16 protein-coding genes, 1 tRNA gene and 1 pseudogene are annotated in these 14,772 nt (G+C 66.7%); 5 read left to right on the plus strand and 13 right to left on the minus strand.

Annotated elements, in window-relative coordinates; genetic code table 11:
• Positions 1-51: 51 nt before the first annotated feature.
• From IT540_RS17375 to IT540_RS17410, 8 genes are all read right to left on the minus strand, one after another.
• Positions 52-501: an FAD-dependent oxidoreductase gene (locus IT540_RS17375; RefSeq protein WP_366030193.1), complete on the minus strand. Its 450-nt coding sequence runs from the start codon at positions 499-501 to the stop codon at positions 52-54.
• Positions 498-941 carry a globin family protein gene (locus IT540_RS17380; RefSeq protein WP_291180802.1) on the minus strand — a complete coding sequence of 148 codons (444 nt, stop codon included), beginning with the start codon at positions 939-941 and terminating at the stop codon, positions 498-500. The genes IT540_RS17375 and IT540_RS17380 overlap by 4 nt, the downstream gene beginning before the upstream one ends.
• Positions 942-952: 11 nt before the next feature.
• Positions 953-1,762, minus strand: a complete 810-nt coding sequence (locus IT540_RS17385; protein ID WP_291180804.1) for an ABC transporter ATP-binding protein — start codon at positions 1,760-1,762, stop codon at positions 953-955.
• Between the two features lie 15 nt (positions 1,763-1,777).
• Positions 1,778-2,707, minus strand: coding sequence for a nitrate ABC transporter permease (gene ntrB, locus IT540_RS17390; RefSeq protein WP_291180806.1), 930 nt, complete (start codon positions 2,705-2,707; stop codon positions 1,778-1,780).
• A gap of 33 nt (positions 2,708-2,740) precedes the next feature.
• The gene (locus IT540_RS17395) at positions 2,741-4,054 is read right to left on the minus strand and encodes a CmpA/NrtA family ABC transporter substrate-binding protein (RefSeq protein WP_291180808.1); all 1,314 of its coding nucleotides are present in this window, start codon (positions 4,052-4,054) and stop codon (positions 2,741-2,743) included.
• Between the two features lie 292 nt (positions 4,055-4,346).
• A complete protein-coding gene (locus tag IT540_RS17400; protein WP_291180810.1) occupies positions 4,347-5,603 on the minus strand; it encodes a CmpA/NrtA family ABC transporter substrate-binding protein in 1,257 nt (418 codons plus the stop codon).
• A gap of 5 nt (positions 5,604-5,608) precedes the next feature.
• A complete protein-coding gene (locus IT540_RS17405) occupies positions 5,609-6,211 on the minus strand; it encodes an ANTAR domain-containing protein (RefSeq protein ID WP_291180812.1) in 603 nt (200 codons plus the stop codon).
• Between the two features lie 124 nt (positions 6,212-6,335).
• On the minus strand, positions 6,336-6,851 hold the full coding sequence (locus tag IT540_RS17410) for a DoxX family protein (protein ID WP_291180813.1): 516 nt from the start codon (positions 6,849-6,851) through the stop codon (positions 6,336-6,338).
• A 264-nt stretch (positions 6,852-7,115) separates the two neighbouring features.
• Here IT540_RS17410 and IT540_RS17415 point away from each other — a divergent pair, with 264 nt between their 5' ends.
• From IT540_RS17415 to IT540_RS17430, 4 genes are all read left to right on the plus strand, one after another.
• Positions 7,116-7,391 (plus strand): hypothetical protein, encoded by a 276-nt coding sequence (locus IT540_RS17415; RefSeq protein WP_291180815.1) that lies wholly within the window; start codon positions 7,116-7,118, stop codon positions 7,389-7,391.
• Between the two features lie 59 nt (positions 7,392-7,450).
• Positions 7,451-8,341: a DUF692 domain-containing protein gene (locus IT540_RS17420; protein ID WP_291180816.1), complete on the plus strand. Its 891-nt coding sequence runs from the start codon at positions 7,451-7,453 to the stop codon at positions 8,339-8,341.
• On the plus strand, positions 8,338-9,207 hold the full coding sequence (locus IT540_RS17425; protein ID WP_291180818.1) for a DNA-binding domain-containing protein: 870 nt from the start codon (positions 8,338-8,340) through the stop codon (positions 9,205-9,207). Before IT540_RS17420 ends, IT540_RS17425 begins: the two co-directional genes overlap by 4 nt.
• Positions 9,208-9,451: 244 nt before the next feature.
• Positions 9,452-9,592 carry a hypothetical protein gene (locus tag IT540_RS17430; RefSeq protein ID WP_291180820.1) on the plus strand — a complete coding sequence of 47 codons (141 nt, stop codon included), beginning with the start codon at positions 9,452-9,454 and terminating at the stop codon, positions 9,590-9,592.
• 73 nt (positions 9,593-9,665) lie between these two features.
• On the opposite strand, the gene IT540_RS17435 is transcribed toward IT540_RS17430, so the two are convergent.
• Together IT540_RS17435 and recJ are read right to left on the minus strand one after the other, a co-directional pair.
• Positions 9,666-9,740: transfer RNA gene (locus IT540_RS17435), tRNA-Glu, on the minus strand.
• A gap of 98 nt (positions 9,741-9,838) precedes the next feature.
• Positions 9,839-11,692 carry a single-stranded-DNA-specific exonuclease RecJ gene (recJ, locus tag IT540_RS17440; RefSeq protein ID WP_291180822.1) on the minus strand — a complete coding sequence of 618 codons (1,854 nt, stop codon included), beginning with the start codon at positions 11,690-11,692 and terminating at the stop codon, positions 9,839-9,841.
• 150 nt (positions 11,693-11,842) lie between these two features.
• Between recJ and IT540_RS17445 the strand changes: the two genes are divergently transcribed.
• Positions 11,843-11,974 carry a hypothetical protein gene (locus IT540_RS17445; protein ID WP_291180824.1) on the plus strand — a complete coding sequence of 44 codons (132 nt, stop codon included), beginning with the start codon at positions 11,843-11,845 and terminating at the stop codon, positions 11,972-11,974.
• Between the two features lie 198 nt (positions 11,975-12,172).
• Here IT540_RS17445 and glpX read toward each other — a convergent pair whose 3' ends face one another.
• The 3 genes and pseudogenes from glpX to IT540_RS17460 form a co-directional block, all read right to left on the minus strand.
• Positions 12,173-13,171 carry a class II fructose-bisphosphatase gene (gene glpX, locus IT540_RS17450; protein WP_291180828.1) on the minus strand — a complete coding sequence of 333 codons (999 nt, stop codon included), beginning with the start codon at positions 13,169-13,171 and terminating at the stop codon, positions 12,173-12,175.
• 20 nt (positions 13,172-13,191) lie between these two features.
• Positions 13,192-14,526, minus strand: a complete 1,335-nt coding sequence (locus IT540_RS17455) for a homoserine dehydrogenase (RefSeq protein ID WP_291180826.1) — start codon at positions 14,524-14,526, stop codon at positions 13,192-13,194.
• A gap of 25 nt (positions 14,527-14,551) precedes the next feature.
• Positions 14,552-14,772: pseudogene (locus IT540_RS17460) on the minus strand (aminotransferase); the annotation flags it as partial.

A 14,772-nucleotide genomic window follows, 5' to 3' on the forward strand; every position in this document is an offset into this window, starting at 1 on the left:
GGTCGACGACAGCACCTACAACCATGCCCGCGCGGCGGTGCTGGAATTCCTCTACGCCCGCCACCGCGCGCCCGGCCGCGCGCGCGACAGGATGGTGTTGACGTCGGCCTTGTCGCGAAACGTTACGACGCCCGGCAGATCAGCGCCCGCGAGCGGCAGGCGCACCGCCTCCGAGCCGGTAGCCACGACGAGCTTCGCGTAGCCGAGCTTGGCGCCACCGCGCAACCGCACGAAGCGCGCCCGCGTGTCGATCTCGACCGCACGCCGCCCGTAGACAAGCGTCACCCCGCGGTCGCGCCACCACGCCGCCGTCTTGAGCTCGATGTCCTTCGCCTCGACCTCGCGTGCCAGCACCGACGACAGCAGCACGCGGTTGTAGGCGAGCGACGGCTCCTCGCCGACGACAGCGATGGCGTAGCGGCCCGGCGCCAGCGTGGTCAGCCCGTCGACGAGCCGCGTCGCCGCCATGCCGTTGCCGATGATGACCAGCGGCTCGCTCAAGACGCGTTCCTCATGACGCTACCCTCGATGTCGGCCGTGCTGGCGGCCTCCTGCATGACCGCGGCAAGAATGCCGTAGGCATCGAGCCAGGCGGCGCGGACCTCGGGGGTGAAGTCCGCGCCCAGGCCCTGCTCCAGCGTCCAGATCAGCGCCGCGCCGACCGGGCCGAAGTGCTGGGAGGTGACGCCATAACTGACGTGGCGGCGGCCGAGCCGTTCAACCGCCGGCTTCAGCGTTGGCAAGTCGTCGATGCCGTTGACGACCACGGCCAGCGTCGCAATCAGCTTGCGGCCCTGCTCGGCCATGTCGCCCTTGAAGAGCGGGCGCACCTCGGGCGCGATCTCGAACAAGCGGGCATAGACCAGGCGCGCCGCCTCCTCCGAGATCGGACGCACCTTGTCGAAGCTCGTGCGCACGAGCGCGATCTGATCGGGTGTCATCGGCCCCTCCCTCATGCCGCTTCGACGAAACGGTGGCGCTCGTAGAGGAACTTGAGCACCGCCTCGCGGGCGTGGATGTAGCGGGCGTCAGACACCAGCTCGAGCCGGTTGCGCGGACGCGGCAGCCCCACCTCCAGCACCTCGCCCACGCGCGCCGACGGGCCGTTCGTCATCATGACGATGCGGTCCGAGAGCAGCACGGCCTCGTCCACGTCGTGCGTGATCATGATCGCCGTGTTGCCGAGTCGCGCGTGGATCTGCATCACCGAGTCCTGAAGGTGCGCGCGCGTCAGCGCGTCGAGCGCGCCGAACGGCTCGTCCATCAGCAGCACCTTGGGCTCCATGGCGAGCGCGCGGGCGATGCCGACGCGCTGCTTCATGCCGCCCGAGATCTCGGCCGGCCGCTTGTCCTTGGCGTGGCCCATCTGCACGAGATCGAGGTTGTGCAGCGTCCACGCGTGGCGATCGGCGCGGCTCTTGGTGCGGCCGAACACCTTGTCCACCGCGATGCGCACGTTCTCGTAGACCGTGAGCCACGGCAGCAGCGAGTGGTTCTGGAATACGACGGCCCGCTCCGGCCCCGGCTCGTTGACCTCGCGGTTCTCGAGCAGCACGGCGCCGGTGGTGACCCTGGTCAGTCCGGCGACGAGGTTGAGCAGCGTCGACTTTCCGCAACCCGAGTGGCCGATGATCGAGACGAACTCGCCCTCGGCGATGTCGAGACTGATGTCGGTGAGCACCTCCGTCTCCATACCGCCGCGGCTGAAGACCTTGCGGACGCCCTGGAGCTGGAGGAACGGCTTCGCGAGTTGAGCGGTCATGATGTCCTCCTCGGATCAGGCACTGGCGGTGCCGCGGGTGGCGATGCGGCCGACGAGCGCGACCAACCGGTCGAGCACGAAGCCCACGACGCCGATGTAGACGAGAGCGACGACGATGTCGGAGAGCCGCGAGGAGTTCCACGCGTCCCAGATGAAGAAGCCGATGCCAACGCCGCCGGTCAGCATCTCCGCCGCCACGATGGCAAGCCACGAGAGGCCGATACCGATGCGCAGGCCGGTGAAGATGTAGGGCGCGGCCGACGGGATCATGATGCGCCAGAAGTATTCGAGCGGGTTCAGGCGCAGCACCTCGGCCACGTTGCGGTAGTCCTGCGGGATGTTGCGGATGCCGACCGCGGTGTTGATGATCACCGGCCACACGGCGGTGATGAAGATCACGAACACCGCCGACGGCCCGCTGTCGCGGAACGCGGCGAGCGAGATCGGCAGCCACGCCAGCGGCGGCACCGTGCGCAGCACCTGGAAGATCGGGTCGAGGCCGCGCATGGCCCACACGCTCTGGCCGACGACGGCGCCGAGCACGATGCCGACGATCGCCGCCAGCCCGAAGCCGTAGGCGACGCGTTCGAGGCTGGTCAGTACGCGCCAGCCGAGACCGATGTCCTGCGGCCCGTAGACGAAGAACGGCGACACGATGAGGTCGTTGGCCTCGGTCCAGATCTTGAGCGGCGAGGGCAGCGACGCATCCGGCTTGTCGGTCGCGAGTTGCCAGATGAGCAGCAGCGCCGCCAGCATGACGAGCGGCGGAACGACGGTGGCCGCCGCCTCGCGGAGCGTGGCAAGGGCGCGGGCGGAGAGCGGGCTGCGGGCCGTCCTCAGGGCAACGACCTTGGTCTCCTGGCTTTTCGTCCGAGCGGCGCCCCCCGCCGGCACCCGGCCGGCGGAAGGATCGACAAGCACGGGTCGTCCGGGCATCGCGTTCATCGAATGATAGCTCCTCTTGAAGGCGATCGCGGATCAGGCGAGACGCGTGATGGCGAGGGAAGCGAGATAGGCTTGCGGGTTCTCGGGATCGAAAACCTTGCCGTCGAAGAAGGTCTCGGTGCCGCGTGAAGGGCTCTCCGGCGCCGTGACGCCGAGCGCCGTCGCCGCCTCCCGCCAGATGTCCTCGCGGTTCACCTTGTCGACGAGCGCCTTGACGTCGGTGTCGGGCGCGAACTTGCCCCAGCGGATGTCCTCGGTGACGAACCAGGCATCGTGGCTCTGGAAGGGGTAGGAGACGGTACCCTCATCCCAGAACTTCATCAGCAGGTTGGTCCCCGCTTCCGTGCGCCCGCGCCCGTAGTTGATGTCGCCCTTGATTCGCCCGATGATGTCGGCGGGCGGCACGTTGAACCACTGCCGCTTGCCGAGCACGGTGGCGAGCGCGTCCTTGTTCTCCATCTTCTCGCACCACTGCTGGGCCTCCATGACGGCCATCAGCAAGGCCCGCGCGGCCGCGGGATGCTTGTCGACCCAGGCCGCCCGCATGCCGAGCGCCTTTTCCGGATGGCGGAACCAGATCTCGCCGGTGGTGCAGGCCGTGAAGCCGATGCCCTGATTGACGAGCTGCTCGTTCCACGGCTCGCCGACGCAGAAGGCGTCCATGTTGCCGACCTTCATGTTCGCCACCATCTGCGGCGGCGGCACCACGATGGTCGAGACGTCCTTGTCGGGGTCGATGCCGCCGGCGGCGAGCCAGTAGCGGATCCAGAGATCGTGCGTACCGCCGGGGAAGGTCATGGCGACCTTCACGTCCTTGCCTTCGGCCTTCTTCTTGGCAAAGGCCTCCTTGAGCGCCGAGGCATCGGTGCCGATGGGCAGCCCCTCGTATTCCTTGGCGACCGAGATGCCCTGGCAGTCGTAGTTGAGGCGCGCCAGGATGCTCATCGGCACCGGCACATTGTTCTGCGTCACCTTGCCGGCGGAGATCAGATACGGCATCGGCGTCAGGATGTGCGCGCCGTCGATGCCGTTCGACTCGGAACCGAGCACGAGGTTATCGCGCGTCGCGCCCCACGACGCCTGCTTCAGCACCTCGACGTCCGCGAGCCCGTGCTTGGCGAAGAAGCCCTGCTCCTTGGCCACGATGAGCGGTGCAGCATCGGTCAGCGCGATGTAGCCGAGCACCGCCTTCGTCGTCTCCGGCCCCGCCGCCCACGCGACGCTTGCCCCGCCCGGCACCAGCGACTTCGCCGCCGCGACGAGCGCCGCCGTGGCGCTCCCCTTGATTAACGTGCGGCGCGTGACGCGCCGCTTCTCACCCACGTTGTCACGCTTCGAACCTGCCATTCTGAACCTCCGACATGACGCCGCCGACGCCAGAAAAAGAAAAACGCTGCATCGAGGAAGCCGGAACCGAGATCGGGCCCGTTTCGTCGAGGCAGCGTTGCCTGGATCATTGCGGCTCGCCGTTGAGCCGCGCTGATTAGAAAGAGTCAAGGATCATGCCAACTCCGCATGATGGACTTTATGCAATAGAATCATGAGATTAAGAGGAGCGCGCGATTCGTGTGCCGACGCGCGTTCTGCGCGAACGTTGTGCAATGCACACAACACTTGAGCAGCTGGCAGGCACGTGCCGCTAGGGATTGAGCGCCGAGAAGGCGTTGAGATCGGTACCGGCGTTGCGGATCACGAGCCTGTCCAGGTAGACGAGCGCCGCGCCCGGATCGAACATCTCGCCGCCGAAAAAAACGCTTCCCGCGTCGGCGCCCTCGCGCTTGCTGTCGACCGCCGGCACGGCCACCCCCATCGCCGCGACTGCCCCACGATAGAGATCGGTACGGAACACCTGCTCGGCCAGCGCCTTGAGATCGAACGGCTCGCGCACCTGGCCCCAGCGGATCATCTGCGTCATCAGCCACAGCGCATGCGACCGCCATGGAAAGTTCGCGAACCCGCGATGGAAGACGACGAGATCCGGATCGACGACATCCGCCTGCCGCCCGCCGCATATGAGCGTGCCGGTCAGTGGCCGCGCTATAACCTCCTCGGCGAGGCCGACATAGCCGGGTTGCGCCAGGATGCGGGCCGCCTCACGCCGGTTGTCGGCCTCGTCCAGCCACCGGCACGCGGCCACGAGCGCGCGGATCAGCCCCGCGACCAGCGCCGGATTTCTGTCCGCCCACGCTTCGCGCACGCCGAGCACCTTCTCCGGGCTGAGAGTCCACAGCTCGCTCTTGGTTGCGACGATCACCCCTTTGCCCTCCGTCACGGCGACGGTATTCCAGGGCTGGCCGACGCAGAAGCCATCCACGCGTCCGGCCTTCAGGGCATCTGCGATCAGCGGCGGCGGCACCACGATCAGATTGACGTCGTTATCCGGATCGACACCGGCCGCCGCCAGCCAGTACCTGAGGTCATAGTTGTGGCACGAGAACGGATAGACCATGCCGAAGGTCAGCGGCTCGCGCCCCTGCTCCTGGCGCGCGCGCACGGCGGCGGCAACGGCCTTCGCCGCCCGCATGCCGCCCGCGAGCGTTGCCCTCTCGTCGGCACGCAGCATCTCGTCGTAGAGGGCGAGCGAGACGGTTATCGCGTTGCCGTTGAGGCTCAGTGCCATCGGCGCGATGATGGAGCCCGCCGCCCGGCCAAGGCCGAGCGCGGCAGCAATCGGCATCGGCGCCAGCATATGCGCGCAATCGAAGCTCCCGACATCGAGCTTGTCGCGGATGTTGGCCCACGAGACTTCCCGGTGCAGGACAAGCTTGAAACCCTCCGCACGATCGAACCCCAGCTCGGAGGCGATCACCAGCGGTGCGCAGTCCGCGAGCGGAATGAACCCCGCGTGCACCTCCTGCGCCTCTCCCCCGTTCATGCCTTTAGCCATGATTCCCATAGCCTCTATTCCTTGAGCAGATCGACGGAGCTGACCAGCGCCTGCGCCACATCGGCGATGCGCCGGCCTTGCGCCATTGCCGTCTTGCGCAGGAGCTCATAGGCCTTCTCCTCGTCGAGACCCCGGCTTTTCATGAGGATCCCCTTGGCCTTCTCGACGATCTTGCGCTCCTTGAGCGCACCCTTCACCTCGTCGAGTTCGGCGCGCAGGCGGTTGAAGGCATGGAAGCGCATCACCGTCATCTCGAGGATCGGCTTCACACGCTCCTTCTTGAGCCCGTCGACAATATAGGCAGAGACACCGGCCTCGATGGCTGCCTTGATCTCGCTCGTGTCGCTCTTGTCGACGAACATGGCGATCGGCCGGCGCACGACGCGCGACACCTGGAACATCTGCTCCAGCACGTCGCGGCTGGGGTTCTCGAGGTCGATGAGGACCACGTCGGGATCGAGGTGGTAGATATGATCGATCAGCCGCATGGTGTTGGAGAGCACCGTGACGGCGGTGAAACCAGCATCAGCCAGCCCCGCCTCGATGATGGCCCGGCGGATCGGGTTCTCGTCGATGACAAGGATCTTGAGCGCGGAGTCGGGATCGGACGGCGCCACTGCATAACCTTTTGGCCTTTTGCCGGATTAGTGGCCCAAGTGCAGGCGCCGCGCAACATCGGCGAACTGCGTCTCTTTTGCAGAAATGAAGGCATGCCGTCCGAACCCGATGGCATTCTGCTCGCTATCGGCCGAAGCGCCTCTGCAGAAGATGGTCGACGGATACCGGCCCCGGACCCTTGACCGCCAGCCAGCCGAACAGCGCCATATAGGCGAGTTCCTCGAAGCCGAGCAGCGTCTCCAGGCTGTCGACCTGATCCCACTTGGCGCTGATCACGGCGACGACCATCACGATGACCAGCGGCGTTGCGGCAAGCCGCGTGAACAGTCCCAGCAGCAGGAGCAGGCCGCCGAGGAATTCGACGCCCGATACGAACGGCGTCATGATCTCCGGGAACGGAATGCCCCACTCGCGAAAGCGCGCGATCATGCCGGGGAAGTCGTCGCTCGGGTAAAGATTGTGAAGCTTGGTCCAGCCCGACCACATGAACACCCATCCGACCACGATGCGCGCGAACAGGGGCGGCAGCCACGAGAAGATGGCGGAGCGCCGCTCCGGCATGTCGATGAGCCAGTCTACGATCCGGTGAATGAGGTGAGGGTGCGCGCTTGCGGTGCGCTGCGTGGGGCCAGCCGGCATCACGGTTCTATCTCCCTGGTTTGATCGTGCCACAGCCGGCACTCGGAGCCCTTACGCAGCGGAGAGCACCCGAGTTTCACGCACCCCCGTGTCGTCGCGCGATGAGCCCTGCCGAACGAAAAAAATGATCGGCATCTCCGAGGCGGGCTGAAACCGACGCCGCCCCTCTCCGTAGCTGTCGCTGGACGCAGCAAGCACTCGGGCATCGCAAGCGTCCGTCCCTTGCCCGAAGTGCGTCTTGATAGATTGAGAGGAGCCTACCCCATGAGTGTTGCAACCAAGTCCGGCGCTTCGCTCGCCGCCGTCGCCGCCGCCATGCTTCTTGCCGGAGCAGTAACGGCCCCTGTCGTCGGCGCCGCGGAGGACGCCACGGGTCATTGCGTCGGCGCCAACGCCTGCAAGGGCAAGGGCGCCTGCAAGTCGGCGTCGAACGCGTGTAAGGGGCAGAACGCCTGCAAGGGCCAGGGATTCACCGAGTCCACCGAGGCCGACTGCGCCAAGGTCGAAGGCACGAAGTTCGAGATTCCGAAGAAGTCCTGACCGGTGCCACGGCGGCCTCCGTTCAGGAGGCCGCCTCCTCAGCTTGCAGGAGCCACAACATGACCGCCGCGAAAGTCAGCAAACCCAAGGCATCATTGCCATCCGCAAGGCCGCCCTATCTCGGCTTCGGCCTGGGCCTCCGGCCCCAGCACTATACCGACATCATCGAGGGCTCTCCCGATGTCGATTGGTTCGAGGTCATTTCCGAGAACTACATGGTCCCCGGCGGACAGCCGCTGCGCATGCTCGACAAGATCCGCGCCCGCTATCCGATCGTCATGCACGGCGTCTCGCTCTCCATCGCCTCAACCGCGCCGTTCAACGCGCAATACCTCTCGGATCTCAAGGCTCTCGCCGAACGCATCGAGCCGCGGTTCGTATCGGACCACTTGTGCTGGACCGGCGTGCACGGCGTGAACCTTCACGATCTCCTGCCTATTCCCTACACCCGCGAGGCCCTCGATCACGTCGTCGCGCGGATCGACCACGTACAGGAGTATCTGCAGCGGCCTATCGCGATCGAGAACGTATCGACGTACATCCAGTTTGCGCATTCGGAGATGCCAGAGTGGGAATTCATCTCCGAGCTCACCAGGCGGACGGGCTGCTGGCTTGTTTTCGACGTCAACAACGGGTTCGTGAGCGCCTTCAACCACGGATGGGATGCGCAGGCCTTCATCGAAGGCATTCCGGCCGATCGCGTCGTTCAGTTCCACCTCGCCGGCCACGAGCACAATATGAGTCACATCATCGATACGCACGACGCCCTCGTGCCGGACGAGGTATGGGACCTCTATCGCGCCGCGGTTGAGCGGTTCGGCCCCGTCTCGACGATCATCGAGCGGGACGACGACATCCCTCCGCTTGCCGATCTCGTGGCCGAGCTCGCCACGGCACGCTCCATTGCCGAGGATATGCTGCCGGAGCTTCGCAAGAGGCGCGCTTCATGACCCGCCCGTCCCCCTCGCGCACGTCTCCGCCGACACTGCGCGAGATCGAGGCGCAACTCCAGGCGGCGATATTGACGGGCGACGACACCGTCCTCGCCGCACTCGCGGACGGGGCGCACGCCTCACGCGACACGCTCCTGGGCGTCTACCGTCAGGCGTACACGGCGCGGCTGATCGAAGTCCTCATGAGCGACTACCCGCTCCTGCGAAGCTATGTCGGCGATGTTGTCTTCCGCGAGCTGGCGCATTCGTTCATCGCGGCACATCCCTCGCGCTCGCAGAACGTGCGCTGGTTCGGCACTCCATTTCCCGAGTTCCTCAAAGAGCAAGGATCCGCCGCGAAGCATCCCGCCCTTGCGGAGATCGCCGCCATCGAAAGGTCGGTATCCGATGCCTTTGACTGCATCGACGCGCCGGTGCTCGGGTTCGACGACCTCGCCGCCTACCCGCCGGAGGAATGGGCCCGCTTGACGTTCTCCCTTCATCCTTCGGTGACGTTCATGCCGGCCGCAACCAACGCATTCCACATCTGGAAAGCATTGAACGAGCAGGAGACGCCTCCACGCGGCGTATGCCTTCCCATCCCCGAGCATGTCGTCGTGTGGAGGTACGGCGCCACGCCGAAGGTGCGATTGATGATGGAGGAGGAGGCGATGATCGGTCGTGAGGCTCGGCGCGGAGCGTCCTTCGGCACGCTCTGCGAGATGCTGGCGATATACGCCGATCCCGACAGCGCACCGGCCCGCGCCGCCGGCTACCTGCAGGCCTGGCTGACGAACGAGATGCTGACCTCCGCAAAGGTCGTTGCACGCAACAGGCGCGCGCACCTGGCGCGGAGAGCGGCGCCGAGTTCGTCGAGCGCTTGACATCTGCGCCCTGCGGTCAGCAGATCGAAAACGCCTTCGGCACCGAGCCGATCATACTTGTCGGCTGAGCATAAGACCTCAAGCTTCCTGTTCTCCTCCATTTTACGGCGTCTCTCTCCGCTCAGGTTGTGGCTGATGCACGACTGCAAGGACTGAAGTCCGGCCGCAACCCCTCCGTAGCCTCCCGGACTAACTTGTGCATTGCGACAAGCCGTAGGCTGAGCAACATGGGAGGGACCCAGCCATGCTTAGGTGGCTCGTCCGCATCCTTCCGCTTTCCGTTACGACGTTCGTTATCGGCTCGGTGATCGTAGCAGCGCACTGGCTGGATCGCACCGTCAGGCGCTACCGCCGCTGGCAGCAAGATCAGCGGCGCGATCGATGAACTGCTGCCGCTCTAGCGGCGCGCCTCATGATGACGCCGCGAGCTGGCGCAACGCCTTGCGCGGACATTTTTCTGGCGGTCCCTACGGGAGTCGAACCCGTCTTTTCAGATTGAAAATCTGACGTCCTAACCGATAGACGAAGGGACCGCGCGCTCTGGCCCGGAGCGCGTCCGGGAGCGGGCAGCGTGGTATAGGAAGGTTTGCCCGAAGACGCAAGCAGGCGCCCGGCCGGCGCCCCTCGGAGGCTATTGCTTGCGCGGATCGGCCGCGTCCTCGATCACGAGCTCGATGCGGTTGCGCCCGCCCCAGGTGTCGCGGCGGATCTGGCCGGCCACGTGCAGCGGCAGGCCGCCCGAGGCCGCCATGAGAAGCTCGCCCAGCGGCTGCCCCGCCGCACGGAAGGCAACCGCGTCGAGGCGCGAGCCGTCGCCCGCCTCCAGCACGCAACGGATGTGCGCCGTGCCGACGGGCTTGGCGAACTTCACGCGATGCGCCGGAAACGCGAAGCGCGGCTGCGGATGACCTTGCCCATAGGGACCGGCCCGCTCGATGAGATCGACGAGGGCGTCATTCGCCGCCGACGGCGTCAGCGCGCCGTCGATCGCGAGCGTGGCGCGAGCGGCAAGACGCACGGCCGCGCCCGCCAGCGTCGTCGCGAAGAAGCGCGTGAGGTCGTCGAGCTTCGCCCGGTCCACGGTGAGCCCCGCCGCCATCGCGTGCCCGCCACCCTTGATGAGATGCCCGGCCGCCACCGCCTGACGCACCGCCGCGCCGATGTCGATCCCGGCGACGGAGCGAAGGGATCCCGTGCCGGCCACGACACCCCCCACGGCATCCTTGTCCCACGAGATCACACACGATGGCCGCTTGAAGCGCTCCGTGAGGCGGCTCGCGATCAGGCCGACGACGCCCCGATGCCAATCCGCCGAGCCCACCAGAAGCACGCTGAGATCCGGCGTCTCGCCGAGCATGCGGTCGGCGATGGCGACCGCTTCCTCGAGCGCCGCCTGCTCGATTTCCTTGCGCTCCTTGTTGAGCCGGTCGAGCAGCACCGCGATGCGCACCGCCTCGCCCTCGTCCTCGGTCGAAAGCAGCTTGGCCCCCAGCGCCGCGTCGCCGATGCGCCCGCCGGCGTTGATGCGCGGTCCGAGGATGAACCCCAGATGATACGCGGTCGGCGCCTCGCTGAGCCCGGCCGCGTCCGAAAGTGCCCTGAGCCCGACGTTCTCGCGCCCGCGCAGGACCTGCAGCCCCTTCGTCACGTAGGCGCGGTTGAGGCCCTTGAGCGGCACCACGTCCGCCACCGTCGCCAGCGCCACGAGGTCGAGGTCGGCGATGAGCTGCGGCTCGGAGATTTCCGCGCCGTAGAAACCGCGCCGCCTAAGCTCGCGCACCGTCGCCACCAGCACGAGGAAGGTCACTCCCGCGGCGCAGAGGTGCCCCTGCCCCGAGATGTCGTCGAGCCGGTTCGGATTGACGAGCGCGTGCACGGCCGGCAGCACCTCGTCGGCCTGATGGTGATCGATGACGACGACATCGACGCCGCGCCGGCCGGCGCCTGCCAGCACTTCGACGCTGGTGGTGCCGCAGTCGACGGTCACGATCAGCCGCGCGCCCTCGCCGATAAGCTGATCGATGGCGGCCGCGTTCGGGCCGTAGCCTTCGGTGAGCCGATCCGGAATGTAGATGCGGCTCGGCACGCGGTGATGCGCGAGGAATCGCGCGACCAGCGCCGACGAGCAGGCCCCGTCCACGTCGTAGTCGCCGAAGATTGCCGTTGCTTCCCGCCGCTCGACGGCATCCGCCAGCCGCCGCGCGGCCTTGTCCATGTCGGTAAGCGTCGACGGATCCGGCATCAGCGCGCGGATGGTGGGGTCGAGGAACACCGGCACCTCGTCCGGCGTAACGTCCCGAGCGGCAAGCACGCGGCCGAGCAGCTCCGGCAGCCCGTGCTGCTGGCTGATGGCGATGGCATCGTTGACGCGCACGGCTTCGAGCGTCTCGCACCAGCGATAGCCCTTGGCCGATTGGACGACGCCAAGAAACCCTGTCTCGTCCGGCACATCCGCCGGAACGCGCGCCTTCCGAAGTGCCGTCATGTCCCCGCCCCTGATTCGCGTTAGGGCAAAGGTCCCACGCCCGGCGCACAAAGGCGAATTCCCGGGTAACGCTGTCCACAGCAGAGCGCTTGTTCGGACGCCGGCCTTATGGCAGAGGTGCGGAATAGTCCGGGAAACAAAGAGGCGCCCATGAGCGACCCGAAGAACATCATCATTCTGCTGCTGCTGGTCGGCGTCGCCGTGCTGGGCTACCTCTATTATGACAGCCAGCAGACGCAGGTGCGCATCGACGTTCCCGGCTTCAAGCTCGAAGCGAAATAGCGGCAACGCAACCGCGCGCCGTGCGCAGGCCACGACCCCACGCGTCCTTGACGTATCTGGACTCCGGCCTGCGCCGGAGTGACGGGGGGTGACCGCCGCGCTACACAAACGTCATCCCGGCGAAGGCCGGAGTCCAGATGCGCCTGCCGGGAGCAAGCGATACCGGCGGGTTTCACCCAACTAGAAGGAGATCCGGCCTCAGTCGCGGCTCTGGGCGAGCATGTGGCCGATGTCGCGGAACTTGCTCTTGATGCGGCGCACGGTGCCGGTCTTCGAGCGCATGATGAGCGTCTCCGTCTCCGCCGTCTCCCCGCGAAACTTCACGCCCTCGAGCAGCGAACCGCTGGTTACGCCGGTCGCCGCGAAGATGACATCCGACGAGGCCATGTCCTCGAGCTTGAACTTCTTGCGAATGTCGCGAATGCCCATCTTCTTGGCGCGCGCCGTCTCCTCGTCGTTGGACGGCATGAGCCGGCCCTGGATCTGCCCGCCAATGCAGCGCAGCGCCGCCGCCGCCAGCACACCCTCCGGCGCGCCACCGGATCCGAGGTAGATGTCGATCCCCGTCTCGTCCGGATCGGTGGTCCAGATCACGCCCGCGATGTCGCCGTCGGGAATGAGCTGCACGGCGGCGCCGGCCTCGCGCACGGCGCGGATCAGCTCCGCATGCCGCGGACGGTCGAGCAGGCAGGCCGTGATGCCGTTGACGGGCACGCCCTTGGCCTTGGCTAACGCCGCCAGGTTCGCGGCAACCGGCGCATCGAGATCGACGATGCCCTCGGGATAGCCCGGCCCGATGGCGATCTTGTTCATGTACATGTCGGGTGCGTGCAGGAATCCGCCCCGCTCGGCGATGGCGAGCACGGCGAGCGCGTTTGGCATCTTCTTGGCGCAGATCGTCGTGCCTTCGAGCGGATCGACGGCGATGTCGACCTCGGGCCCCGTGCCGTTGCCGACCTCCTCGCCGATGTAAAGCATCGGCGCCTCGTCCATCTCGCCCTCGCCGATGACCACCGTGCCCCTGAGCGACACGCGCCCGAGTTCATGGCGCATGGCATCGACGGCCGCCTTGTCGGCGGCCTTCTCGTTGCCCCGCCCGCAGAAGCGCGCCGCCGCCAGTGCCGCCGCCTCCGTCACGCGCGCCACCTCGAGCACCAGCATGCGGTCCAGCCCGACCGCGCCGCTATCCTTCGCCATGGTCTCCTCGCCCCTCATGCTCAAAGATCCTCGATGCGGATCATCTGCGGCCGCTCCGTGACCTTGCCGTCCTGCTCGATGGCCCGCAGCGCCCGGCGCATCGCGTCCTCGGTTGTATCATGCGTGATCAGTATAACATTGACGGCCGGCTCCGCGGCGCCGGGCGGCGGCTCCGCCGCCTGGCCGGGATGCACGGGACCGGGCCGCCGCTGCACGATGCTCTCGAGCGACACGTTCTCGTCGCTCATGCGCTTGGTTATGGCTGCCATGGCGCCGGGCCGGTCGTAAACCGAAAGACGCACATAATAGTTGCCGAGCCGTGACCTGAGATCCGCGGCGCGCGCCGGCTCCAGCACCGAGGTCGAGCGGATGAACGGCGGCATGATAAGCCCGCGCGCGATGTCGACGATATCGCTCGCCACCGCCGAGGCCGTAGGCTTGGCGCCCGCCCCGGGGCCGACCAGCAGCAGGTTGCCCGCGAAATCGCCGTCGATGCCGACGCAGTTGGTAACGCCGGACACTTCAGCCAGCGCCGATTCCTCCGCCACCAGCACGGGCGACACCCGCGCCTCGATGCCGGCCTCCGTCTCGGCCGCGACGCCGAGCAGCTTGATGCAGTAGCCGAGCTCGGTCGCAGCCTCGATGTCGGCCGTGGTAATGGTCTCGATGCCTTCCACATGGATCTGGTCGAAGGCGATCGTGGTGCCGAACGCCAGGCACACGAGTAGCGACAGCTTATGCGCCGCGTCGAAGCCGCCGATGTCGAACGACGGATCGGCCTCCGCGTAGCCGAGCCCCTGCGCCTCCTTCAGCGCATCGGCGAAACTGCGGTTCTCGTCCGTCATCTTGGTGAGGATGAAGTTGCAGGTCCCGTTTAGGATGCCGTAGACGCGCTTGACGCCATTGGCCGCCAGCGCCTCCCGCAGCATCTTGATGATCGGGATGCCGCCCGCGACCGCGGCCTCGAAGTTGAGCGCGACGCCGTTCTCCTCGGCGAGCCTGGCGAGCGCCACGCCGTGCTTGGCGAGCAGCGCCTTGTTCGCCGTGACGACATGCTTCTTCGCCGCGAGCGCCGCCTCGATGGCGGCCTTCGCCGGACCGTCCTCGCCGCCGATCAGTTCCACGAACACCTGGTTCGACGGGTCCTTTGCCAGCGCCACCGGAGCGTCGAACCAGCGCACATCGCCGAAGCCGTCCCCGCGCGCCTTGTCCCGGTTGCGCGCCGACACGCCCGTGACGAGAACCCGCCGCCCGAGCATCTTCTCGAGGCGCAGCGCATGGGCTGTGAGGAGTTGAATGAGACCCATGCCGACGGTGCCAAGTCCGGCGACGCCGAGGGTCAAGGGCTCTGACATGATGGGCAAACGCAGGCTGAGGCGGCTAACGGCTGGCTTTTTGCGGGATGGGGATGACGTTATGCATGGTTTCCGGGCTCTGGGCGAGGAACGTCTTGATGGAGCGAGCCGCCTGCCGGATGCGGTGCTCGTTCTCAACCAGCGCGATGCGCACGTACCCCTCACCGTACTCGCCAAAGCCAAGGCCCGGAGAGACGGCAACTTCCGCCTTTTCAATCAATAGCTTAGAAAATTCGACCGAGCCCA

The sequence above is a fragment of the Hyphomicrobium sp. genome, assembly GCF_020852195.1.
Lineage (GTDB): Bacteria > Pseudomonadota > Alphaproteobacteria > Rhizobiales > Hyphomicrobiaceae > Hyphomicrobium_C.